General features: G+C 62.3%; 24 protein-coding genes, 1 tRNA gene and 1 pseudogene. 16 read left to right on the top strand and 10 right to left on the bottom strand.

Annotated elements, in window-relative coordinates:
* Positions 1-9: 9 nt before the first annotated feature.
* The gene (locus CW360_RS02970; RefSeq protein ID WP_101192703.1) at positions 10-624 is read right to left on the bottom strand and encodes a hypothetical protein; all 615 of its coding nucleotides are present in this window, start codon (positions 622-624) and stop codon (positions 10-12) included.
* A gap of 51 nt (positions 625-675) precedes the next feature.
* Positions 676-912: a helix-turn-helix domain-containing protein gene (locus tag CW360_RS02975; RefSeq protein WP_101192704.1), complete on the bottom strand. Its 237-nt coding sequence runs from the start codon at positions 910-912 to the stop codon at positions 676-678.
* 115 nt (positions 913-1,027) lie between these two features.
* On the opposite strand from CW360_RS02975, the pseudogene CW360_RS17230 reads away from it, so the two are divergent.
* From CW360_RS17230 to CW360_RS03000, 5 genes and pseudogenes are all read left to right on the top strand, one after another.
* A pseudogene (locus tag CW360_RS17230) lies at positions 1,028-1,312 on the top strand (S24 family peptidase); the annotation flags it as partial.
* Between the two features lie 217 nt (positions 1,313-1,529).
* Complete coding sequence (locus CW360_RS02985) at positions 1,530-2,411, top strand: protein kinase family protein (protein ID WP_101192705.1); 882 nt, start codon at positions 1,530-1,532, stop codon at positions 2,409-2,411.
* A complete protein-coding gene (locus tag CW360_RS02990; RefSeq protein WP_101192706.1) occupies positions 2,408-3,283 on the top strand; it encodes a hypothetical protein in 876 nt (291 codons plus the stop codon). The genes CW360_RS02985 and CW360_RS02990 overlap by 4 nt, the downstream gene beginning before the upstream one ends.
* Before the next feature lie 254 nt (positions 3,284-3,537).
* Positions 3,538-4,053 (top strand): DUF4760 domain-containing protein, encoded by a 516-nt coding sequence (locus tag CW360_RS02995; RefSeq protein ID WP_101192707.1) that lies wholly within the window; start codon positions 3,538-3,540, stop codon positions 4,051-4,053.
* A 735-nt stretch (positions 4,054-4,788) separates the two neighbouring features.
* Positions 4,789-4,968, top strand: a complete 180-nt coding sequence (locus CW360_RS03000; RefSeq protein WP_101192708.1) for a hypothetical protein — start codon at positions 4,789-4,791, stop codon at positions 4,966-4,968.
* A gap of 148 nt (positions 4,969-5,116) precedes the next feature.
* Here the strand turns inward: CW360_RS03000 and CW360_RS03005 are convergent, their stop codons facing one another.
* Positions 5,117-5,404 carry a hypothetical protein gene (locus CW360_RS03005; RefSeq protein ID WP_101192709.1) on the bottom strand — a complete coding sequence of 96 codons (288 nt, stop codon included), beginning with the start codon at positions 5,402-5,404 and terminating at the stop codon, positions 5,117-5,119.
* A 171-nt stretch (positions 5,405-5,575) separates the two neighbouring features.
* Between CW360_RS03005 and CW360_RS03010 the strand changes: the two genes are divergently transcribed.
* From CW360_RS03010 to CW360_RS03040, 8 genes are all read left to right on the top strand, one after another.
* Positions 5,576-5,782 (top strand): hypothetical protein, encoded by a 207-nt coding sequence (locus tag CW360_RS03010; protein WP_101192710.1) that lies wholly within the window; start codon positions 5,576-5,578, stop codon positions 5,780-5,782.
* Positions 5,779-6,273 (top strand): hypothetical protein, encoded by a 495-nt coding sequence (locus CW360_RS03015; protein ID WP_101192711.1) that lies wholly within the window; start codon positions 5,779-5,781, stop codon positions 6,271-6,273. The genes CW360_RS03010 and CW360_RS03015 overlap by 4 nt, the downstream gene beginning before the upstream one ends.
* A 175-nt stretch (positions 6,274-6,448) precedes the next feature.
* Positions 6,449-6,838: a hypothetical protein gene (locus CW360_RS03020; RefSeq protein ID WP_101192712.1), complete on the top strand. Its 390-nt coding sequence runs from the start codon at positions 6,449-6,451 to the stop codon at positions 6,836-6,838.
* Positions 6,835-7,131, top strand: coding sequence for a hypothetical protein (locus CW360_RS03025; protein WP_101192713.1), 297 nt, complete (start codon positions 6,835-6,837; stop codon positions 7,129-7,131). The genes CW360_RS03020 and CW360_RS03025 overlap by 4 nt, the downstream gene beginning before the upstream one ends.
* Complete coding sequence (locus CW360_RS16725; protein ID WP_157825250.1) at positions 7,128-7,298, top strand: hypothetical protein; 171 nt, start codon at positions 7,128-7,130, stop codon at positions 7,296-7,298. Before CW360_RS03025 ends, CW360_RS16725 begins: the two co-directional genes overlap by 4 nt.
* Positions 7,298-7,486 (top strand): hypothetical protein, encoded by a 189-nt coding sequence (locus tag CW360_RS03030; protein WP_101192714.1) that lies wholly within the window; start codon positions 7,298-7,300, stop codon positions 7,484-7,486. The genes CW360_RS16725 and CW360_RS03030 overlap by 1 nt, the downstream gene beginning before the upstream one ends.
* A 61-nt stretch (positions 7,487-7,547) precedes the next feature.
* Entirely contained in the window at positions 7,548-7,781 is a 234-nt protein-coding gene (locus CW360_RS03035) for a hypothetical protein (RefSeq protein WP_101192715.1), read from the top strand.
* A complete protein-coding gene (locus CW360_RS03040) occupies positions 7,781-8,923 on the top strand; it encodes a tyrosine-type recombinase/integrase (protein ID WP_101192716.1) in 1,143 nt (380 codons plus the stop codon). Before CW360_RS03035 ends, CW360_RS03040 begins: the two co-directional genes overlap by 1 nt.
* A gap of 103 nt (positions 8,924-9,026) precedes the next feature.
* Here the strand turns inward: CW360_RS03040 and CW360_RS03045 are convergent.
* Positions 9,027-9,103 (bottom strand) — tRNA-Val (locus CW360_RS03045).
* Positions 9,104-9,298: 195 nt separating this feature from the next.
* On the opposite strand from CW360_RS03045, the gene CW360_RS03050 reads away from it, so the two are divergent.
* On the top strand, positions 9,299-10,582 hold the full coding sequence (locus CW360_RS03050) for an NAD(P)/FAD-dependent oxidoreductase (RefSeq protein WP_101192717.1): 1,284 nt from the start codon (positions 9,299-9,301) through the stop codon (positions 10,580-10,582).
* A gap of 292 nt (positions 10,583-10,874) precedes the next feature.
* Positions 10,875-11,309, top strand: a complete 435-nt coding sequence (locus tag CW360_RS03055; protein WP_093985247.1) for an OsmC family protein — start codon at positions 10,875-10,877, stop codon at positions 11,307-11,309.
* A 15-nt stretch (positions 11,310-11,324) separates the two neighbouring features.
* Here the strand turns inward: CW360_RS03055 and CW360_RS03060 are convergent, their stop codons facing one another.
* The 6 genes from CW360_RS03060 to CW360_RS03085 all read right to left on the bottom strand — a co-directional run bounded on the left by CW360_RS03060 (position 11,325) and on the right by CW360_RS03085 (position 19,820).
* Positions 11,325-11,783: a DUF3859 domain-containing protein gene (locus tag CW360_RS03060; protein ID WP_101192718.1), complete on the bottom strand. Its 459-nt coding sequence runs from the start codon at positions 11,781-11,783 to the stop codon at positions 11,325-11,327.
* A 64-nt stretch (positions 11,784-11,847) separates the two neighbouring features.
* Entirely contained in the window at positions 11,848-12,855 is a 1,008-nt protein-coding gene (locus CW360_RS03065) for an HD domain-containing phosphohydrolase (protein WP_101192719.1), read from the bottom strand.
* Positions 12,856-12,859: 4 nt separating this feature from the next.
* Positions 12,860-16,540, bottom strand: coding sequence for a PAS domain S-box protein (locus CW360_RS03070; protein WP_101192720.1), 3,681 nt, complete (start codon positions 16,538-16,540; stop codon positions 12,860-12,862).
* A 148-nt stretch (positions 16,541-16,688) separates the two neighbouring features.
* Complete coding sequence (locus CW360_RS03075; RefSeq protein ID WP_101192721.1) at positions 16,689-17,444, bottom strand: SDR family oxidoreductase; 756 nt, start codon at positions 17,442-17,444, stop codon at positions 16,689-16,691.
* Complete coding sequence (locus tag CW360_RS03080) at positions 17,441-18,364, bottom strand: alpha/beta hydrolase (protein WP_101192722.1); 924 nt, start codon at positions 18,362-18,364, stop codon at positions 17,441-17,443. The genes CW360_RS03075 and CW360_RS03080 overlap by 4 nt, the downstream gene beginning before the upstream one ends.
* The gene (locus tag CW360_RS03085; RefSeq protein ID WP_101192723.1) at positions 18,348-19,820 is read right to left on the bottom strand and encodes a flavin-containing monooxygenase; all 1,473 of its coding nucleotides are present in this window, start codon (positions 19,818-19,820) and stop codon (positions 18,348-18,350) included. Before CW360_RS03085 ends, CW360_RS03080 begins: the two co-directional genes overlap by 17 nt.
* Before the next feature lie 94 nt (positions 19,821-19,914).
* On the opposite strand from CW360_RS03085, the gene CW360_RS03090 reads away from it, so the two are divergent.
* Positions 19,915-20,955, top strand: coding sequence for an AraC family transcriptional regulator (locus CW360_RS03090; RefSeq protein ID WP_101192790.1), 1,041 nt, complete (start codon positions 19,915-19,917; stop codon positions 20,953-20,955).
* The last annotated feature ends 16 nt before the right edge of the window (positions 20,956-20,971 follow it).

Here is a 20,971-nt window from a genome sequence, read left to right on the forward strand (position 1 = left end):
GCCTGTCGTTCAGCAGCTCACGCGGCGCAGCAACGCACCATCGCGCACGTTCTCAGCCAGGCGGCGCAACTCACAGGCGCGCGACTCCACCGCCAGCAGGCGGTCGATAAACGCCGGAAGGTGCGGCAGGTCACCGGAATCGATCTTCCCGTCAGCCAACACCTCACTGCCCGCCTCCACCGCCTGACCCAACCGCATCACCAACTGGCCAAACGCCGTTACCGGGCACGCCTGCTCACTCACCTGGCGCGCACCAATCAGCCCATGGCGGCTGGCCAGCTCATTCACGCAGCGCTCCTGGTACTCAGGCTCCAGCGCCAGCACCCAGGCCTCCTCAACCCAGGCCGGGATATCGCACTCCCCAACCAGCCAGCGCTGCACGCGTTTCAGCCAGTTGGCCGAGCCGCGCAAAAACGCCTGCACATCATTGCCAGCCGCCAGGGCAGCCAGGTCAGGCACATGCGCCTGCGCGGCCCGCTCAGGCACCAGCGCAAACAACTGCTGGTTGAGCGCCTGGGCAAACCCGTCCTGGCTCATGCTCGTGCGCGCAATCAGCTCAGCGGCATGCGCCACCAGCACCTGGTCGCGGCTCATCGGTTTCAGTCGTGGATTGGACGTTTTCACGTTCTGCTCTGCCTCTTATCGTGGTGGCCATGGGGTAGCCAATGGGGTGGCTCAGGCAGCGCCTTGCAAAATCTTCTTGGCCAGCGGCACAAGATCGGGGCGCAGCCCTGCAATGGTGATCTCGCCGCCGGATGCTTCCTGCAGGCGCTCCGCAATCTCAGGAGTCGGCTTGCGGTGGCCGCCAGCCAACTGCCAGAGATAGCCAGCACTGGTGCCGGCTTTCTTGGCGACTTCATCGCGGCGCTCTGGTGACGCTTTCGCCAGCCATTCACGCAAGTGGTCATTCATGGGGAACCCCTCCGACTATTTCACGGGGGAATTTAGCCCATGGCTAACATTTCAGCAATGCAAATTTAGCTGATAGCACATTTAGCAGCCAGCTAAAGAGTGTCAATATCGATCTATGGATATCTTCGAAATACGAAAGGCCAACCTGATCAGGCTGATAGGCAGCCGAAGGAAAGGTGCGTGCGCTGAAAAGTGGGAGATGGCTCCAGCTCATCTAAGCCAGGTGCTTTCGAACAAAACAGCCAAGAACCTGGGCGAGGATGTCGCGCGCCGGATTGAGCAGAAGGAAGGGCTGCCGCATGGGTGGCTAGACGCCCTGCAGACGGAAGAAATTGCCGAGATGGCAGAAGCGGTCAGGCCGCGCGCCGCTGCTGATAGCGCCAGCGAAGAAACCGGCCGCTACCAGGCCGATAGAGCACAGGCTCTCATGGGCTTCGCCACGCCCCGCACCCGCTCGGTGCTCGAACGCATCAACCAGGCCGCGCTGTCCGGGCGCCTGTCTGACGCAGACCTAGATCTACTCGACCAAATAGCGGCGCGCTTCGAAGGCAGCGAAGGCACACAGCCAGCCAGCACGCAAGGAAGCCATAAGCGCCTAAAGGACAAGCTACAGAAAAATGATCCACACCCTAAGCAGTGATGCATTCGCGGGGGCGCTGAGGGCGCCGAAGGTGAGCGGCGTCAGCCCACTGTTCCGCGCCAAGATCAGAGTCAACGGGCAAAGCGTCCGTTGCTACGTCAAACCGCTGCCAGATCTGATCGAATGCCCGGCAACGCGCCGGCCCGTCGACAATCAGGAGATCATCAATGAGGCGCTGGGCTACGTGCTGGCCGAGGCTTGCGATTGTCGAGTGCCAGAGGTGGCGGGCGTCATTCTGCTGGAACGCGAAAAGATCCCGCAGCAGGTGGTGGAGAAGCTAAAGCAGGTCGGGGCAGGGCCACTTCAGCAGAACTACCTCTGCTGGTTCAGCCAGGACATGAACCACCCAAACTTGGTGCAGAAGCACATGGGCGGTATTAATCTCGACTTCCTCCAGCAGCGCAGGCTCAAGCGTCTGGTCAAGCACCTTATCGAGGCGCCAGACACCCCAAAGGTGATCGCGTTCGATGACTGGCTGTTCAACTCGGATCGCCACCCCGGCAACCTGCTCGCCAGCACGCCAGAGCTCACCCTTATCGATCACGGCCGCATCCTCATCTACCCGAATTGGCGGCCTGGCAAACTCGGCGCCTGCGGGCCTGGCTACACCCCAAGCAATCGCCTTCGGAACTTCATCGACACTCACGAACCAAACTGGAGTGCTAAGCTGCCCAAGAAAAGCGAGATGATCATGGCGTACAATGCATTCGCGGTGAGCTTCAGGGATAGAGGCGAAGCAGCAGCCAGAACGGTGCTGGCCGAGTTTTTCGACGCCCTGGATATAGACGCTATCATCCAACTGCTGCAATCGCGGCACGACCCGGCAGCATACGCCAAAGCATCCGGCATGTTTATATGAGCAACCTGGCTAGATTACGTGAGCGCCTCAGCGCGGCCGAGCAATCGGTCGTCAGCGGCCTATGGCGCCCGATCAGCGCATGCCTGGATGAAGACGCCGGGGAATATCTCAACGTCGGCGTCATGTTCCAGTACGCAGACAAGGTCGAAGTGCGCATGCTCGACACCTTCGACCGCATCAAGTGCCTCTACGACCAGCGTATTGACCATGGCAGCCTCGCCCATCTGATGATGGACATCGAAGAGACCATACGCCGCCATCACCGGGACCTCCCTTCCGAGCTCAGCGATACCATCCGGCTCGGCGAGCCGCTGTATGCCTCAGGCGTCGATGCGGAGAGCGTGGTCGATGAGTTCTTCCAGGACGTCGTAACGCTTGGGGCGCCAACCAACAAGGCCCGCAACAACAACTTCCGTTACCGCTCCAACCACAAGGTGCGCGAAACCCTGTTCGAAATCATGCGCGAGAAGATGGCGCTCGAGGCAGAGCGCATCATCTGCACAGAGCCCTACAGGTTGAAGCTGCCCAACAACGCCAGCATCGATGTCGACATCCCCCTGCTCAACGAGCGTGCCGCCGGCGCGGTTGTGTCGGCCTGGTACAAGAGCCCGATGGTGGTCGAGAACAACCTACTGCAGGCCGCCTCCGACCTGCTGCTGATCACCAGCAACTCGGAGCGCAAACGCTCCTCGATGTCGGTGCTCATGCCTCAGGAAGCCAGCGGCATGACCCGCGGCGAGTTCGTCAAGCACCAGGACGCCACTCGGCGCCTGCTCGATCGCTACCAAACGTCCGGCATCGACATCATCGAAGCACCTTCCAGTGACGTGCTGGCCAATAGCACGATCGACTGGTGGCAGAAGATCGCCTGAGCTACCTTTTTGATCACCACGCAGCAAGCAACAAGCACACTCTCGGAAACAGTTCAAGATTGAACTTATCCACAGGTTGCTATACTAATTACACGACTGGTTTCTCTCGTTGGGAGCCAGCTAGGAGGAATAAGGAGCGAACGTATGACTACTAAACTGATGGGTGTCGGGCGCGAAGAATACGAAGGCATCTAAATGCCTGTAAAAAAAACGGAGGCCTGCGGGCCTCCTTTTTTGTTGATGGGGAGAAAGCTATGGAAGAGTTCTGCGCAGGCCTGGTGAGCCTGCTTGGATCAAAGGCGTTTGCAAATTTTGTTCTGGCCACAGGCGTCGCAGTGGCCATCGTTTCTGTGCTCAGTGCCAAGTCTACCGCCAAGCGAAAGCAAACGGCTGACCTTATGTTCGGAACCCGGGCAGACGCGGAGCTGACCAAGGGCTACAAGCGGCTTCAGGCGCTACACAACGCGCCCGATGCAAACATCCGGTCGTTCGCCAAAGATGACAAGCGTGACTCCGAAGAGGCCAACGATATTCGCTATGTGCTCAACCATTGGGAGCGAATCTGCGTCGGCATCAATCAAGGGATTTACTGCGAGAAAATGCTTCACGAGGCCAGCTATAGCACGGTGATGAACCTGTATGCGCAGGCGAACCCTTTCATCGCCGCCATTCGCGAGTCGACCGGCAAGCATACCTTCTATCAAGAGCTCGAAAGCCTGGCAAAGCGCTGGGAGAAGAAACCTTTGGTCAAGAAAACCACTCCGCGCTGATCTAATCGCGAACTGAGAAGCCCGCCAAGCGCGGGCTTTTTCATGCCCGGCGAAAATAATTTAGCTCAGAGCTATTGACGACACTTTAGCCTGTAGCTAAATTCACTCCATCGCCGCCGGAAACGACGGCCAGGCCGAAAGGCCACCGCTCTTTAACAACCAGCGCCATGAACGACTACCCGGCCCAGCCGGTTAGGTCAGCCCCGGCCATCACCTGTGGGGCGACAGTAAGTCAGGTGAACCAAACCGCAGCGCCAGCCGGCGACCGGCGATCAGCAACAGGCCATGAGGGGCCCGCTGACGAGGTGCAGACCGAACCGCGCGAATGACCCGGACGGTGCTGCGGAGCAACAACGATTTCACTGGCCGGCCTTCCAGCGAGGGCCAGACGGGAAGTCACTCAACCTGAGCTACCCAGGTAGAACCGCAACAGCGGCTCTGCGAAACCCGGCCCGGCGGGGTGGTAGCCCCGGGAACCCAATCCACAGCGTGGCGGCTCGCCAGGCTGCAGGGTTAGCGCCACACACCTGATGGCAGATCAGCTCTCCACGGCCGGATCAAAGCGCCCTGCAGTGAATAAACCGCAAGCCAGGCGGCCGTTCGACAGCGCGGCCAGGCCGTATGCCGGTAGCCCCGCCGGCGGCGAAAAAGGGGCACACCCAATTCCCCACCCACTCCACACACCCCGCGCCAGCAGGCACGCACTGCTGCCCGGCACAACGCTAGGAGCCACCCATGCGCACGCAACCCGCCACCGTACAGGAGCAACTGCTCACCGTTGAGTTTGCTGGCCGCACCATCCGCGATGCCCGCGCCCTGGCCAAACGCCAGGGGTTCAGCGAGTCGCCCACCTTCTTCCGCCAGGAGGGCCGCCTGGCAGTGCTCAGCTACCAGCGCTGGGAGCAAGTGGCATGATCTGCCTGGAGCACAACGCCATCGCTGCCCGCGAGCACGAGCGCCAGGAACTCGCCGCACTCACGGACCGCTACGTACAACAGCACGGCGCCATACAAACCCAGCCCGGCCGCCATCCTTGCCCGATGCGCGGCCGGCGGGTGTTGCTTCATCCCCGCCCTGGAAATCGTTTCGCATGCTCCAGGGCAAGCTGGAGTGCCGCTTCCGGCAGTACGCGAATCACACCGAGGGCCGAACTCATGTCCTGCTCCAGAAGCCTCATTTCATCGCAGCGCTCCCCAGTCCGCAGATAAACGCCGACAAATGCCTCTTCAACAATGTCATGGAACATACCTAGCCGAATCTCACACATTCGCCGCTCATTCAGTTCGAACTGGTGATCTTCTGCAGACGGGTACTTCTGCATGAACTGGTAAAACAATTCGCCTCTATCCACAAAGCCTCCTTGTGCCGGCCCAGTGCCGGCCCTCGAACCTACCCCACAACCCACCTTTCACGCCACTGGCGAGGGAGAAGTCATGCCCATCTACTGCCGCACCACCGGCCAGCGCATCGGAACCTGCCGCTGCCTGCGCTGCACAACCCCATCGCCACAGGAGCGCGCCGCATGCCCCGAGTGATAACCGCCACCCTCACCCAGTGCGCCAAGGGCAAACCGCTGGCTGTGCTGGAAAACCTGCCGCGTGACCGCGCCGAACTCCGCCCCTCGGATCTGCGCCGCCTGGCCCGCCTGCTCAACACCATCGCCATCGATGCCGAGCTGGCCACCCACAAAACCACACTCAGCTATGAGCTGGACGGAGCAAAGGCATGAGCGACCTACCAAAGCGACTGCGGATCAAGGCAAGCATGATCGCACTGGGCGAGCGGATCGCCTGGGGCAGTGATACTGCGCTGATGGAAGAGGCAGCGGATGCGATCGAGGCGCTGAAGGCGAGCATAGAGAATCACCAGCTGCACATGCTCGGGATTGCACGCGACCGCGACCAGCTCCGCGCCCGCCTGGCAGAGCTTGAGGCGCGAGAGCCCGCGATACCGGAAGGCTACGCCCTGGTTCCTGCGCGCATGGAACTGCTGCCAGAAGACATTGCCGCGATCATGTTCCATTGCGGGGGCGACGAAGACGCTACTGAGGTCGATGAAATGTTCGTCGGCGGCGTCCTGTGGGTGGGAGATGTACAGGACGACGACGGCAACAAGGTTCACGGCCTGCACTTTGCCTGCAGCGAATGCCTGGAAGAAGGCAGCACGCCGGTAGTCGAGTTCGCACCCTTCGGCGCCACGCCAGGCGAGGTGGCGCCATGAGCCATTGCAACGAGCCGCAGGCACACCCTGACCGCTGCTGCTGCCAACTTAAAAGCCCGTCGCCCCGCCAGCAACAGTGGGGCGGCATCCAAGTTATCCGCAACGACATGCTTCCGGCTCAGACCATGATCGTGAGTCGGGACGTTTTTGAATCACTGAAAGGGGCGCCGAATAAATGAGCACTTCCAATACCCGGCAAATCAACGGCGTCACCGCTGCTTACTCGCCTTCCCAGGAGTTCCGCTTTTTCCTGTACGACCCGGAAGGCTTCGACTTCCTGTACTTCCGCAGCCCCGAGGATCGCAACAAGGCCGCCGAAGAGGTGATCAGCGCCTATCTCGACGACGGCTGGAGTGAAGAGGTCGAGAACGTCATTGCCGGTGAAATCACGCACACCTGCGACAAGATCAACGTCGTGCCGCGCCCTGACGAAGTGGACGAAGACGGCCTTGATGGCGAAGGCAACTACTGGGCCGAAGAGTGGGACTGCAAGTGCGACTACGGGTTGACCCCTGTAGCTGCCGCCGCTGATGAAACAGAACAGTGCCTGGAGCAGAGCGCATGAGCAGCAAGCACAAGAAATACCGCCCGTACATTCGCCGCCTCAAGCCCAGCGACAAGGCCGACGACTTCCGCACTGCCGTTCGCCTTGCGTTCTACCGCCAAGTCGGCTGGAGCGGCTGGGTCATGGCGCAGCACGGCTTCCCTGGCGTCGTCACCGCCGTAGATCGCAACAAGCGCGACCTGATGCGGTCGCCGATGGCGGTGTACTTCGGCGACAAGACGTTCAAGCAGTGGGCGCGCGGCTTCCAACGCTACGCAGCCGGCAACGCCGAGCCTCTGGAGTCGAAACCATGAGCCGCTTCATGGGCGAGTGCCCGCACTGCGACGAAATGTTCGACGACGAAGACGACTGGTTCGAGCACGTCAGTTGCTGCGCCGATCAAGGCGAGCGCTGCTCGGAGTGCGGCGAGCCTGGATGCCAGGGCCATTGCGCTGGCAATGACATGATGGGGAGCGAGTGATGGAAAACGCCTACGGCCTCGATGCCGACTACTTCAACCGCCTGTTTGCCCGCGAGCTCAAGCCGGACATAGTGCGCAACCAGACGCCTACCTGCCTGGCCCGCCTGAAACAGGGCAAGGCCGAGGCAAAAGCTCTGCGCGATGCAGAGCGCCAGCGCTGGACAGCCGCGCAGATCACCCTGATTTAACTCCCCCCCTCACCCACGCGATCAAAGAAGCCGGCGATGCCGGCACGCAGAGGTATTGCCCATGGCAAAGGTAATCGCACAGATGACCATCCAGTTGCCGCGCCTGATCGAGGCCGGCGAATATCGCAAACTCCGGTTCGCCGGTCGCCACCCGAGCCTGCAGCAGCTCAAGCGCTGGATCGAAGACGGCACCGTGATCGGCGAGATCAAAGGCGGGTTGTATTTCGTCGACCTACAAGCCGAACTGCTCGGCAGCAACGACCCGCTACTCCAGCAGATGACCAAGGTGGCGTAATGGCTCCCCCTCGCAAGCGCACCGCGAAAAACCGCGCCCTGCCAGACAACCTGTATCCAAACGGTGCGTACTGGCGGTACCGCAACCCCATCACGGGCAAGGTCACCAGCATCAACAAGCCACTGGCCGAGGCCATCAAGCTGGCCCGGGCTGCCAATGCCAAACTGGCGCCACTGATGGCCGATGACGGCCATCTGCTGGCCCTGCTCACCGGCGAAGACGCGCCGACCATGCGGCGGCTCTGCGATCGCTTCGAGGAAGAGCACCTGCCCACCCGAGGCCTGGCAGCCAGCACAGTCAGCGAGATACGCATCAAGCTGGAACGCTACCGGGCAGACCTGGGCAGCAAGCTGGTCGGCCAGCTGGATGTGCTGGCTGTTGCCGAGTACCTGGACCAGTTCGAGAACAACGCCTACACAAAGCACCGCGGGCTGATGGTCCAGCTGTTCGACTTCGCAGTAGCAAAGGGTCTGGCCGACCGCAACTGCGCAGAGATGACACTGCGCAAACGAGAGGCCGAGAAGGTCCGCGCTCGCCACACGCTCGAGGGCGTACAGAAAATCCTGGCGGCAGGCACAACGCCCGACTGGCTGCGCCGCGCCATCCGCCTGGCCCTGCTCAGCCTGCAGCGCCGGGAAGACCTGGTAACGCTCAAGCGCACGGATGTGGACATGGCCGATGGCGTGATCCGGCTCAGCCCTGGCAAAACCGAAAACTACGGTACGCCTGTGCATCTGGAGATCGAGATGGGCGCCGACCTGCGGGCCGTGGTGCAGGAGTGTCTGGCAGATCCAATCGCCGGCCCCACCCTGCTCCGCTACAAGCCGCGGGCGCGCAGGCGTGAGCAGATCGAGGCCAAGGAATCCTGGTCAGCCATCACGCCGGACTACCTGACCAAAGAGTTCCGCAAGGCCCGTGACGCGGCGGGCGCCTACAACGACATCAAAAACCCCATGGCCAGGCCAACCATCCACGAACTGCGCGCACTGGGAGCCTGGCTGTATGAGCAACAAGGCTTTGCGAGGGAGTATGTGCAAGCGCTGATGGGGCACGCCAGCGAGGACATGACCGCCTACTACCAGGCAGGCCACGAGAGGAAGGGCACCGTGTACCAGCGGGTTCAGGCAGGCCTGAAGCTGTAGCGCTGGTGGTGCGTTTTGAAAAAATATGGAAAAAGTTTTGAAAACGAAAAAGGGCGATCCTCTCGAATCGCCCTTCTAAGCCCCGTGCTAGACGGGTTTTGTTTGGTAGGCACAATTGGACTCGAACCAACGACCCCCACCATGTCAAGGTGGTGCTCTAACCAACTGAGCTATGTGCCTGTGTTGGCGCGCATTCTACCTGCATCAACCTGCCTGTCAACAAGCAATTACGCTAACCTGCTGAAAAAAGGCATTTTTTACATCCCAAAAGAAAGCACGGCGAACTGTAAAGTATTTCATACAGGGGCTAGCCGGCCGCTCACGGCTCGGTTAGCATCAGCCCATCTGTAAAGAATAATAAACAGAGGTTGCAATATGACGCACATCGCCTATCCCCCTTCTTTTTACGCTGCTTCGGCCAACGTAAGTCCGCAACGTCCCGCCCTGCACGGTGAGGTAGAAACCGATGTGTGCGTAATCGGCGCCGGCTATACCGGACTGTCCACTGCCCTGTTTCTCCTTGAGCATGGTTTCAAGGTCTGCATTCTGGAAGCGGCCAAGGTCGGTTTTGGCGCATCCGGCCGCAACGGTGGGCAGATCGTCAACAGCTACAGCCGCGATATCGATGTGATCGAGCGTAGCGTCGACCCCAAGAAGGCCCAACTGATGGGCGAGATGGCTTTCGAGGGCGGGCGCATCATTCGTGATCGCGTGCAGCGCTATCAGATCGCTTGCGACCTCAAGGATGGTGGGGTGTTCGCCGCTTTCAATGCCAAGCAAATGAAGCACCTGGAAGCCCAAAAGCGTCTGTGGCAGCGTTTCGGGCATCAACAACTGGAAATCCTCGATCAGCAGCAGATTCGCCAGGTCGTCGCCTGCGACAACTATGTAGGCGGCATGCTCGACATGAGCGGCGGACACATTCACCCACTTAACCTGGCCCTGGGCGAAGCCGCCGCGGTAGAGGCCCTCGGCGGGGTGATCTATGAACAAAGCCCGGCGACCAGGATCGAACGCGGCAACCAGCCTCGCGTGCATACGGCACAGGGCAGCATCAAGGCACGTTTTGTCGTGGTGGCCGGCAACGCCTACCTGGGCAACCTGCTGCCGGAGCTGGCCGCCAAGTCGATGCCGTGTGGCAGCCAGGTGATCGCCACCGAGCCACTCAGCGCCGAGCAGGCCGCCAGCCTGCTGCCGCAGGACTACTGTGTGGAAGATTGCAACTACCTGCTCGACTACTTCCGCCTGTCGGCCGACAAACGCCTGATCTATGGTGGCGGAGTGGTCTATGGGGCGCGTGATCCGGCGAATATCGAAGCCATCATCCGGCCGAAGATGCTCAAGACCTTTCCGCAACTGCAGAATGTGAAGATCGACTATGCCTGGACGGGTAACTTCCTGCTGACCCTCTCGCGCCTGCCACAGGTCGGGCGCCTCGCTGACAACATCTACTACTCGCAAGGCTGCAGCGGACACGGAGTGACCTATACCCATGTTGCCGGCAAGGTGCTCGCCGAAGCACTGCGCGGCCAGGCTGAACGCTTCGATGCCTTTGCCAGCCTGCCGCACTACCCCTTCCCGGGCGGTCGCTTGCTGCGAGTGCCATTGACCGCGCTCGGCGCTACCTACTACAGCCTGCGCGACAAACTCGGCTTCTGAGTCATTTCGACAGAGGCAAACCTTTCAGTCGGCCATTGCGCAGCACAGCCAGGCGGGCCAATACGCCTGGCTGCCCTCCTCGACAACTGCCAGCCGCCTAGCAATTCTCCTTTATGCGCTGCCTGTCTGTCTCCAGGCGCAGAACCGTTCGCCACGCCCCGATAACCACTATATAACCACCGCCAAAATACCCCATAGGGTATTGATCCAAATCATGGTGGTTTCTCCACGGGGCACTACGCTGGCCAGGTAATTCATCCCGATTCATCTACACAAGCAGAAGGAAACATTCATGGCGATGAAAACCATCCGTGCTACTGGCCAGCTCAATGCCGGCATGGCCATCCACGTACAGTGTGGTCAGCAAACGCTCACCATGGATCAACCGAAGAATGCTGGCGGACAGGACCTTGGCCCGACGCCACTGGAAGCCATTCTTGCTGCCGTGGCAGGCTGCTTCGGCACGATTGGCCGATTCATCGCGCACCAGCAAAAGATCAATCTGCGCGGCATGCGCTTCGAGCTGGAGGCCGACTATGATCCGGATGGCCTGCTAGGGCGTAACAGTGAAGTACGCCCGGGCTTCCAGGAGCTGCGTGTCATCGTGGATATCGATGCCGACCTGGACCAGGCCGGCAAGGCTGACCTGCTGGCGCTCATCGAGCAGCGCTGCCCGGTGGCCGACAACCTGGCGCATGGTACTCGCCTGGTCAGCCGGCTAGCCTGAAAAGCAGCAGCACTCTCAACGGACCTGAAAACGCTGTTCGAGCAGCTTGCGATCGCCCTGGAACACCATGAAGTGCCACTCGCCGGGTACCACCTCATGGGGCTCGCTGAACTCGAAGGCCATCAGGTCCGGCTGCCCTGCCGCACTCAGTGCCTGGGTCACCACGAACTTGTCATGTCGCTGGCCATCCGGCGTCACCACACCCGGCGTCAGATACAGCAAGGTCAGCGGCTGCTCGCCAGCCTGCTTGCCGCTCAACTGGTAGCGCAGGCCGAACTTGCTGCCCAGTCGGGCGGGAATCTCCTGGCCTGGAATGATCCGTTGATTCTGCCGCGTCAGCACCCGCTGCCCCGGTTCAAAATGCTCATGGCGAGTTTCGAACAGACCGTACTCGACCGCACCGACCACCTGTACCTCGGCCTGCAGCAAGCCCGCCTGGGCGCACAGCGCCATGCCCATCAGTATGCGTTTCATGACATCCCTCCGTTTGCTGCGCAGAGGGTAATGACGCAACGATGACAGCATCATGACAGGCGCTTCAGCGACTTGCCGTACCTTGCTCTTCCGCCCAGCGCGCCTTGATCTGCAGGATCTGCGGCAACTCGGCGATGAACAGCTCGACCAGGTGCGCATCGAAATGCCGAGCACTTTCCGCACGCAGCAACTCGATGGCTGCTTCTACCGTCCAGGCTTTCTTGTAAGGACGCTCGCTGGTCAAGGCATCGAACACATCGGCAATTGCCACGATACGCCCCTCGATGGGAATCGCCTCGCCCTGCAGGCCATGGGGATAGCCACTGCCATCCCACTTTTCGTGATGACTCAGGGCAATGTCGTGGGCCATGCGTAGCAATCCAGTCGCATGCTCACCGATGATCCGCGCCCCAATCTCGGCATGCTGCTGCATGACCTGCCACTCCGCTGCATCGAGTTTGCCAGGCTTGCGCAGGATCGCATCGGGAATGCCGATCTTGCCCACATCATGCATCGGCGCGGCATGCAGCAACTGTTCAGCCCGCGCCTCGCTGAAGCCGGCCGCGCGGGCCAGTATCTGGGCATAGTGGCTCATACGAATGACGTGCAACCCCGTTTCGTTGTCCTTGTACTCGGCAGCCAGGCCCAGACGCTGAACGATCTGCAGACGGGACTGCAACAGTTCTTCAACGCGCACCAGTGACAGGTGGGTACTTACCCGCGCCTTGACGATCGGCGGGCTGACCGGCTTGGTTATGTAGTCCACCGCCCCCAGGGCAAAGCCGCGCGCCTCATCGGCGACATCCGCCAGGGCCGTCACGAAGATCACTGGGATCATCGCCGTGCGGGGATCGGCCTTGAGCTGCGCACAGACCTCGAAGCCGGTCATCCCCGGCATCATCACATCCAGCAGGATCAGCTCCGGCTGCTCGCGATGCGCCAGTTCCAGAGCCTTGGCACCTTCTTTGGCAAACAGCAGGCGGTAATCATCCTGCAGGATATGCCGCAACACCTGCAGGTTGCTGGCTTCGTCATCGACCAGCAACAGCTGGCGGCGGCTATCGTCGGACATGTCTCTACTCCGTGGCCGCAAGCTGGAGCTCAGCCTGCAGGGTGGCGAGCAGGGCCAGGGCCCGCTCGAAATCAAATTCATCAAGCGCCGCACGCAGTGCCTCAGCCGGCGCGCCCAACACCATCAGGCGCTGCAGTGCTGGCTCGTCCAGGGCACCACGCTGCAACGCCTGCTGCAGCCTGTGCAGATCGTTCAGTAGCGCCGCATGATCCAGTGCACCCTGTGCCGATACCGTCGGCGCGCAGGCCTGCGGCTGCTGTGGCTGTTGTGGCAAGTTGTTGGCCAGCAGCGCCAGCAAGCGCGGCAGTTCATCGAGCAATTGCTGGCATCGCGTCGCCTGCGCAGTATTCGCCGCCTGCTCAAGCTCAGTCAGCAACGCGTGCAGAGCCGGCAAGCCAAGGTTGCCGGCCAGACCACGCAGGCGGTGCGCTTCACTGGCGAGGGACGGCCACTGTGCCGCTATGCAGTAGGTACGCCATTGCGCCGGAATTTCCGTCTGTTCAGCCAGGAAGCGAGCCACTGCAGCGGCCATGGCCAACGGACTGCCCCACAGCGCGGCCCCACGACGCCAGTCGAACAACCCCTGCATGGCCGGATCATCAGCCTGTGGCAGGTACTCACTGGACTGCCCCAGCAAACGCGCCATTTCCGTCAGCAAGGCCGGCATATCCAGCGGTTTGCTGGCAAAACCCTGCATACCGGCATCCAGCGCAGCCTGGCGATCACGATCCAGCACACTGGCGGTCAAGGCGATGATCGGTACAGGCCGGCGCCCCTCGGCCTGTTCACGGGCGCGAATCTGCCGGGTGGCCTGCAAGCCGTCCATACCGGGCATCTGGACATCCATGAGAATCAGGTCGACCGGTTCTGCGGCACAGGCGGCTACCGCAGCCGCCCCTTCGCTGACACCTCGTACCTGGTGCCCGAGACGCTGCAGATTGAGCTGTAACAGCTCCAGATTCTGCGGCACATCATCCGCAGCCAGGATGCGCAGGCTAGGCAACTGCGGCAGGCGCTGCGGCAAGGCCCGGGCCAGCTGCTGCGAGCCGATCGGTAAGGGCAGCTCGACGGTAAAGCAACTGCCCTCACCCAACTGACTGGTTACCGTAAGCCGCCCGCCCATCAACTCCACCAGCTGCCGCGAAATGGTGGTACCCAACCCGGTACCGCCAAAGCGCCGGCTCATCGAGGCGTCTGCCTGGGCAAAGGGGTCGAAAATACGCTCCAGGCGATCCGCGGCAATGCCGATACCAGAGTCTTCAACCTGCAGACGCAACGCGCCTGCCACCCCGGCAACACGCAGGCAAACCTGCCCCCGCTCGGTGAACTTGACTGCATTGCCCAACAGGTTAGTGAGCACCTGACGCAAACGCAGGGCGTCACCTTTGAAATAGTCGCCCAACTCCCCCGGGTAGTTCAGCTGCAACTGCAAGCCCTTGGCTTCCGCCGCCAGGCGCTGACTATCGCAGACCTGCTCGCACAACTCGCGCAGGGAGAAATCCAGATTTTCCAGCTCAACTGCCCCACGATCCAGCTTGGCGGTATCGAGGATATCGTTGAGCAGGCCCAGCAAGGCGCGCGAGGAGTGCTGCACAGTTTGCAGATGACGGCGCTGCTGTGCGTCCAGCGGACCGTCGAGCAACAGCTCGGTAAAGCCGATGATGGCATTCATCGGCGTGCGAATCTCATGGCTCATATTGGCCAGGAAGCTGCTGCGCGCCGCGGCCGCCTGTTCGGCCCGGTCACGGGCATTGCGCAACTCCTGCTCCATCAGCCGTCGCGGGGTCATGTCAGTAGCCAGCTTGAGTACCTTGCAGGGCTTGCCGTCGGCGTCCAGGATTGGATTGTAGGTCGCCTGCAGCCATACCTCTCGGCCGTCACGGGCGTAGCGGCAGAACTCGCCCGAGCGAAACTCACCCTGGCGCAGGGCCTCCCAGAACGCCGCATACTCCGCGCTGGCACGCTGCTCGGCAGAACAGAGCACGCCATGCGGCAGACCGCACAAGGCTTCACGCTCATAGCCAAACAAATCGACAAAGTTGTCATTGACCGTGAGGATCCGCCCCCGCATGTCGAACTCAACCAACAGCACCGCCTTGCTGATGGCCGTTACCTTGCTGGCATACTCGGCATTGCGCAGCTTGGTTTCCGTCTGGTCGAACAATACACCATCGATCCAGCGCGGCTTTCCGGCTTCATCGCATACCGCGCAACCACTTTCCCAGATCCAGTGTTCACCGCCCTCGCGGTCGAACAGGCGGTACTCCACGACGTACTGACGCCCTTCGCTAATGGCTGCCGCCACCTGCTCGGCGACCGGCTGCAAGTCAGCCGGGTGATAGAGATCGGCAATCGAACGTCGCCGCTCAATGAAGTCACTGGCCGGCCAACCCGTCAGGCTTTCTACCGCGTCGCTGATAAACAGCATGCTCCAGTTGTCATCCAGCAGGCAGCGGAACGACACACCCGGGATGTTGCTGATCAGCGAGCGATATTGCCGCTCGCTGTCACGCAGGGCTTGCTCCATGGCCTTGCGTTCACTGATATCGCTGATGAAGCCGACATACATGACCTGCCCGGGAATCTCTGCGCGGCCAATGGCCAGGCGAATCGGCAAGAGCCGGCCATCCTTGTGCAAGCCTTCGACCTCGCGCCCCACACCGATGATCTTGGCCTGTCCGCCCTGGCGGAAGCGGCGCAAATAGTCATCATGCTGGCCACGGTGTGGTTCAGGCATCAACAGGCGGATGTTCTCGCCGAGCAACTCATCCTCACGCCAGCCAAAGAGCTTTTCCACCGAGGGGTTTACGCCCTGGATCACGCCGTACTGGTCAATGATGATGATGCTGTCGACCGCGGTATTGAGCACCGCGGCCATGCGCGTCTGGCCGGCAAGGCGCTGACGGTACAGATCGCGATAACGCAGCAGGCCGTTGACCGCGCCAACCAGCACGCTGAGGCTAAGGGTGGCCATGGCAATCATGCTGGCCAGGTAAAAGCTGCCTTCCATGGGCTGTGGTACGGCAAACTCGGCCTTACCCAACACACGGGCGGCGGCCATTCCGGTGTAGTGCATGCCGCTGATGGCCAGGCCCATCACCGTGCCGCCGGCCGCAATGGCCGCCAGGCTGGCCATACGCCCACGCAGGCCATAGCGCACCCACAAAGCGATGATTGCCAGCAACACCGCCACCACAATGGACAGGGCAAACCGCCAGGGGTCATAGCGCAGGATGGGCTGCATCTGGATGGCTGCCATGCCGCTGTAATGCATGAGGCCAATACCCGCGCCCACCAACACGCCGCCACTGACCAATTGCCAGCGGCTGATCTGGCGGCGTGCCAGCAAGCCCAGGGCCACCCAGGAGGCCGCCAGACTGGGCAGCATGGACAAGCCAGTCAGCAAGGGGTCGTAGCTGACCTTGACCGGCAATGACATAGCCAGCATACCGATGAAGTGCATCGCCCAGACGCCACCGCCCAGAGCCAGTGCGCCAGTAGCGATGGCCAGTTGCCGTGAAGCCGGCGAGCGGCTCAGGCGCGCCATGCCGGCAATCTGCAGTGCCATGCACGAGGTCAGCACGGCCACCAGCATGGACACCAGCACCAAAGCATGGCTGTGCTGCATCGACAGCAGCTCGGCAGTCTGCTGGGGATCGACAAAGAAGCGGGAAAACACGGACATGCAGCGACTCGACAGGGATCAGTAAGCGACCAAGTCCCTCACTAAATACACCCGCCGTGATAGCGTCAAGCCATACCTGCGCAGCGGCCAGCGCGACCGCCCGGCGGCATGCCCGGGCATTGTCTGACATGCCTGCCACGGCAGGCGCTCATTCACGCGACAGCCAGGCCATCAGCATACGATTGGCCTGCGGTGGCGACAGCTGCCCGGCCCAGTACATCAGCGTGAACAGCCAATGAATGACCCGGTGCACACGGGGCGCATGCACCTGCCGCCAGGCCGCCCGGGCGATGTCCTCGGCACGCAGCGCCACGCCCAGGCGACGCAGGGTGGGCGGTGTGAACCTCTGGCTGTCGACCATCGGCGTGGCCACGAATGGCGGCATCAGGTCACCGACGCGGATGCCATGGCGCCGCCATTCCAGCTCCAGCGCCTCGGTGAATCCGCGCACGGCAAACTTCGAAGCCGAGTAACTGACCATGTGCGGCGTGCCATACAGTCCGGACGCCGAGCCCATGTTGATGACCTGGCCTTGCGCGGCCTTCAGGTAAGGAAAGGCAGCATGGGTGACTTGCAGCAAGCCCAGCACATTGACCTGGAGAATCTGCGCATGCTCCTGCGTGGAGATGGCCTCGAAGTAACCAAAACGCAGCAGTCCCGCACAGTTGAACAGCACATGCAACGCACCGGCCTCGCCACAGAAGTCCTGCAATGCCTGAGCTACCGCCTGTTCGTCGATGACATCCAGCGCCCGCTGCCAGGCGCCGTGCAGTTGCCCGGCCAGAGCGGCCAGCGACTCGGCATCGCGGTCCAGCAGACCCACCCGCCAGCCCCGCGCATGAAACAACCGAGCGCTGGCCGCGCCGATTCCCGATGCGGCCCCGGTGATCAGAATATGTTTCATTGGCAACCCTGTTCCTTGAGGAAGGCCGCGACACGCTGCATGGCCAGCCTGGCGACCTGCAGCAATCCGCAGTTGATCTGAAAGACATGCCACTGCCCGGGATAAACCTCCAGACGCAGGGCCAGCTCAGCGTGCTCCTGTAAGGCCAGACTCTGGGTCAACAGGTGCTCGTCGCTACCGACCTGCACCAGCAGAGGTGGCAGGTCGTGCAGGCTGGCATAGCGTGGAGAAAGCCACGCTGCACGCAGGTCGGGCTGCCCCGCACAGTAACTGCGTACGCCCTGCTCCAGCCAGGCACGCCCGAGCAGCGGGTCTCCCGCCGGCGGCTCATGCCAGGTTGCACCACTGAGGTCGCTGACCGGCGAGAAACACACCAGCGCGGCCGGCTGCGGCAGGCCCGCCTCGCGCAGGCGCAGCGCCAGGCCCAGGGTAAGCTGGCCACCCGCCGAATCACCGGCGATCACCAACTGGTCAGCCGGCTGCCCCTGCGCCAGCAGGGCGCGATAGGCACTCAACGCATCATCGACCGCAGCCGGCCAGGGGTGCTCCGGTGCCAAACGGTAATCCACCGCACAGACCCGCGCCCCGCTGATGCTGGCCAAGTGGCTGGTGATCGCCCGGTGAGTGCGCGGCGAGCCGAGGACGAAGGCGCCGCCGTGCAGGTAAAGTACCACCCAGCCATTGTCGCGCGCCCCCTGCAGCCACTCACAGCGCACCTCACCGAGCCTGCCCGGGCGAATAGCCACGCCGCGCGCACGGGGCGGCAACAGGGTGGCCAGGCGCAATAGCGCACGCTGCATCAGCAGCGGCACAGCGGGCCGCATGAGGCCACGGAACAGCACACGGGTCACGCCACGCAACAACCCGCTGAGCAGGCGCTGAGTCCGACTGGCCGGCGGCAGCTCAACGCACCAGTTCATAGTCAGCCCACTGCGGCCGGCGCGTCTGCCGGCGATAACTGAAGGTAAAGCCGGACCAGTTGTTGGTGTGCTTGCCGGCGGCATTCTTGTACCAGCTGCTACAACCCTGCTCCCATACCGATTGGCTGATCGCCTGCTGCACCTGACGGTTCCAGGCGTCCTGCGCCGGCTTGCGCACATCCAGATAACGGACGCCCTGATCGAGCTTGTCCAGGCAGGCCAGCACATAGGGAAACTGGCTTTCCAGCATGTAGATGATCGAGTTGTGCCCCAGGTTGGTGTTCGGCCCGTAGAGGATGAACAGGTTGGGAAAGCCGTTGACGCTGATCCCCTTGTACGCCTCGGCACCCTCCCGCCAGGCCTGGTTCAGCTCCAGCCCGCCCAGGCCGCGAATGCGCATGGGCGCCAGGAAATCACTGGCGGCAAACCCGGTGCCATAGATCAGCACATCGACCTCGCGCAGCTGGCCGTCGGCCGTGATGATGCCCTGCTCGGTCACCTCACGGATCGCCGTGTCGACCACTTCCACCTGCGGTTGGCACAGCGCCGGGTAGTAGTCATTGCTGATCAGAATGCGTTTGCAGCCCAGCGGATAATCCGGGGTGAGCCGCGCCCGCAAGGCCGGCTCCGGCACCTGCCGGGCCAGTTGGCGCAGCACGCGCTGGCGCTGCAGCTTCATCAGCGCCGGCCAGAGGAAGAAGGCCACCCCACGCACCTCGTGGAACAGGTACTGCCAGGCCCGGTCCAGCTTCTGCGTCCAGGGCCAGCGACGCATCAGCGCCAGCTCGAAACGGCTGTAGGCACGGTCCGGCTTGCTCATCACATAGGCCGGGGTGCGCTGGAACAGGTGCAGGCGCGCCACCTGGGGGACGATCTGTGGCACGAACTGGATGGCACTGGCCCCGGTGCCGATCACCGCTACCCGCTTGCCGCTCAGCGCCACATCGTGTCGCCAGCGCGCTGAGTGAAACTGCTCACCGGCAAAACGCTCCAGCCCCGGCAACTGCGGATACAGCGGGCGATTCAGCTGACCACAGGCACTGACCAGCGCACGTGCCGTGAACTGCGCGCCATCACGGGTGGTGACCCGCCACAGCGCAGCGGCTTCATCGAAGCTCGCCTCGGCCACTTCACTGCGGCAGCGGATGCGCTCTGCCAGCTGGTAGCGCTCGATGCACTGGCGCACATAGGCAAAGATTTCCGCCTGCGCTGCAAAACGCCGGCTCCAGTCGAGCTTGGGCTCGAAGGAAAAGGAATACAGGTGCGAGGGCACATCACAGGCCGCCCCCGGGTAATGGTTATCCCGCCAGGTACCGCCAGGCTCATCAGCTTGTTCGAGGATCAGGAAGTCGTCATGGCCCTGACGGCGCAACTGCATCGCCAGACCAAGACCCGCAAAACCCGCGCCGATAATCAGCACGCGCCAGGGGGTCTGCTCAGGAGTCTTGTTGTTCATTGTTTTCTCCATGCATGGTCAGCACATGCTAGGGCTTTCCCAGGCCGTGGTTTATGGCATAGTCGGCCACCAGATTGTGACTTTCGGACAGCCTATGCCCCGCCCTCGCCGCAGTGCCGTCAGCGTGCAGTTGCTCATCCAGTATGGCCTGGACCACGGTTTGCCTCTTGAAGCCTGCCTGCAGGGAACCGGCCTGGACTGGCAGCAACTGGCCGACCCCTCTGCGGAAGTCGAGGCCGAGCAGGAGTTGCAGCTGGTCGCCAACCTGCTGAAGGGGTGCCAGGCCGGGCCTGGTTTTGGTTTGCCGCTGGGCCGCCGCTATCCGCTGAACAGCTATGGCATCTGGGGCTTTGCCCTGCTCTCCAGCCCCACCTATGGCGACGCTGCCCGCCTGGGGCTGCGTTACCTCGACCTGACCTACGCCTTCCATGCCATGCAGCTGGAGGTGCACGGCGATGAAGCGCACCTGCTGCTCGATGACCGGGATATTCCCGCAGCGTTGCGCGGTTTTTTACTGGAGCGCGACCTGGCCGGCATGCTCCAGGTGCTGCGCGAAGTGCTGGGTGGCGAACCGCCTCTGCTGCGCATCGAGTTGCGCTTGCCGGCACCGGACAACGCGGAGCGCTATCGCCATGAGCTGGGCCTGCTGCCGCTGTTTGCCCAGGCCGAAAACCGCTGCGTGTTTCCCCGCGCCCTGCTCGACCGTCCGCTGGCCGCCGCCAACCCGCACACCGTGCAGCTCTGCGAAGAACATTGTCAGCGCCTGCTGGCCAAACGCAGCCAGCACAGCGGACTGGCCGGGCAGATCCGCCGCCTGCTGCTGGAGCGCCCCGGACGCCTGCCGAGCATGGAGCAGCTGGCCGCCACCCTGCACATCAGCTCACGCACCCTGCGCCGTCGTCTGGACGAAGAAGGCTGCCATTTCCGCCTGTTGCTCGACGAAGTGCGCCAGACCCTCGCCGAAGAACTGCTCGCCACCGGCGGGCTGACGCTGGAAGAGATTGCCGAACGCCTGGGCTACGGCGAGGTATCCAACTTCATCCATGCCTTCAAGCGCTGGAAAGGCCTGGCGCCGCGGCGTTACCAGCGCGAGCAGTCCGCACGCCAGCGCCCTGGCGCCAGCCGCCGGGCATGAAAAAGCCCGCCGAAGC

Origin of the sequence: Pseudomonas fluvialis (assembly GCF_002835605.1) — a bacterium.
Taxonomy (GTDB): domain Bacteria; phylum Pseudomonadota; class Gammaproteobacteria; order Pseudomonadales; family Pseudomonadaceae; genus Aquipseudomonas; species Aquipseudomonas fluvialis.

Bases quoted from the DNA above. Each gene is read 5' to 3' on its own strand.
- CW360_RS03070 (WP_101192720.1), bottom strand. From the start codon at position 16,540: ATGTCCGTGTTTTCCCGCTTCTTTGTCGATCCCCAGCAGACTGCCGAG.
- CW360_RS03075 (WP_101192721.1), bottom strand. From the start codon at position 17,444: ATGAAACATATTCTGATCACCGGGGCCGCATCGGGAATCGGCGCGGCC.
- CW360_RS03030 (WP_101192714.1), top strand. From the start codon at position 7,298: ATGGAAAACGCCTACGGCCTCGATGCCGACTACTTCAACCGCCTGTTT.
- CW360_RS03010 (WP_101192710.1), top strand. From the start codon at position 5,576: ATGCCCCGAGTGATAACCGCCACCCTCACCCAGTGCGCCAAGGGCAAA.
- CW360_RS02990 (WP_101192706.1), top strand. From the start codon at position 2,408: ATGAGCAACCTGGCTAGATTACGTGAGCGCCTCAGCGCGGCCGAGCAA.
- CW360_RS03085 (WP_101192723.1), bottom strand. From the start codon at position 19,820: ATGAACAACAAGACTCCTGAGCAGACCCCCTGGCGCGTGCTGATTATC.
- CW360_RS03050 (WP_101192717.1), top strand. From the start codon at position 9,299: ATGACGCACATCGCCTATCCCCCTTCTTTTTACGCTGCTTCGGCCAAC.
- CW360_RS03065 (WP_101192719.1), bottom strand. From the start codon at position 12,855: ATGTCCGACGATAGCCGCCGCCAGCTGTTGCTGGTCGATGACGAAGCC.
- CW360_RS02975 (WP_101192704.1), bottom strand. From the start codon at position 912: ATGAATGACCACTTGCGTGAATGGCTGGCGAAAGCGTCACCAGAGCGC.
- CW360_RS03000 (WP_101192708.1), top strand. From the start codon at position 4,789: ATGCGCACGCAACCCGCCACCGTACAGGAGCAACTGCTCACCGTTGAG.
- CW360_RS03020 (WP_101192712.1), top strand. From the start codon at position 6,449: ATGAGCACTTCCAATACCCGGCAAATCAACGGCGTCACCGCTGCTTAC.
- CW360_RS03080 (WP_101192722.1), bottom strand. From the start codon at position 18,364: ATGAACTGGTGCGTTGAGCTGCCGCCGGCCAGTCGGACTCAGCGCCTG.
- CW360_RS16725 (WP_157825250.1), top strand. From the start codon at position 7,128: ATGAGCCGCTTCATGGGCGAGTGCCCGCACTGCGACGAAATGTTCGAC.
- CW360_RS03060 (WP_101192718.1), bottom strand. From the start codon at position 11,783: ATGAAACGCATACTGATGGGCATGGCGCTGTGCGCCCAGGCGGGCTTG.
- CW360_RS02995 (WP_101192707.1), top strand. From the start codon at position 3,538: ATGGAAGAGTTCTGCGCAGGCCTGGTGAGCCTGCTTGGATCAAAGGCG.
- CW360_RS03015 (WP_101192711.1), top strand. From the start codon at position 5,779: ATGAGCGACCTACCAAAGCGACTGCGGATCAAGGCAAGCATGATCGCA.
- CW360_RS03025 (WP_101192713.1), top strand. From the start codon at position 6,835: ATGAGCAGCAAGCACAAGAAATACCGCCCGTACATTCGCCGCCTCAAG.
- CW360_RS03035 (WP_101192715.1), top strand. From the start codon at position 7,548: ATGGCAAAGGTAATCGCACAGATGACCATCCAGTTGCCGCGCCTGATC.
- CW360_RS03055 (WP_093985247.1), top strand. From the start codon at position 10,875: ATGGCGATGAAAACCATCCGTGCTACTGGCCAGCTCAATGCCGGCATG.
- CW360_RS02985 (WP_101192705.1), top strand. From the start codon at position 1,530: ATGATCCACACCCTAAGCAGTGATGCATTCGCGGGGGCGCTGAGGGCG.
- CW360_RS03090 (WP_101192790.1), top strand. From the start codon at position 19,915: ATGCCCCGCCCTCGCCGCAGTGCCGTCAGCGTGCAGTTGCTCATCCAG.
- CW360_RS03040 (WP_101192716.1), top strand. From the start codon at position 7,781: ATGGCTCCCCCTCGCAAGCGCACCGCGAAAAACCGCGCCCTGCCAGAC.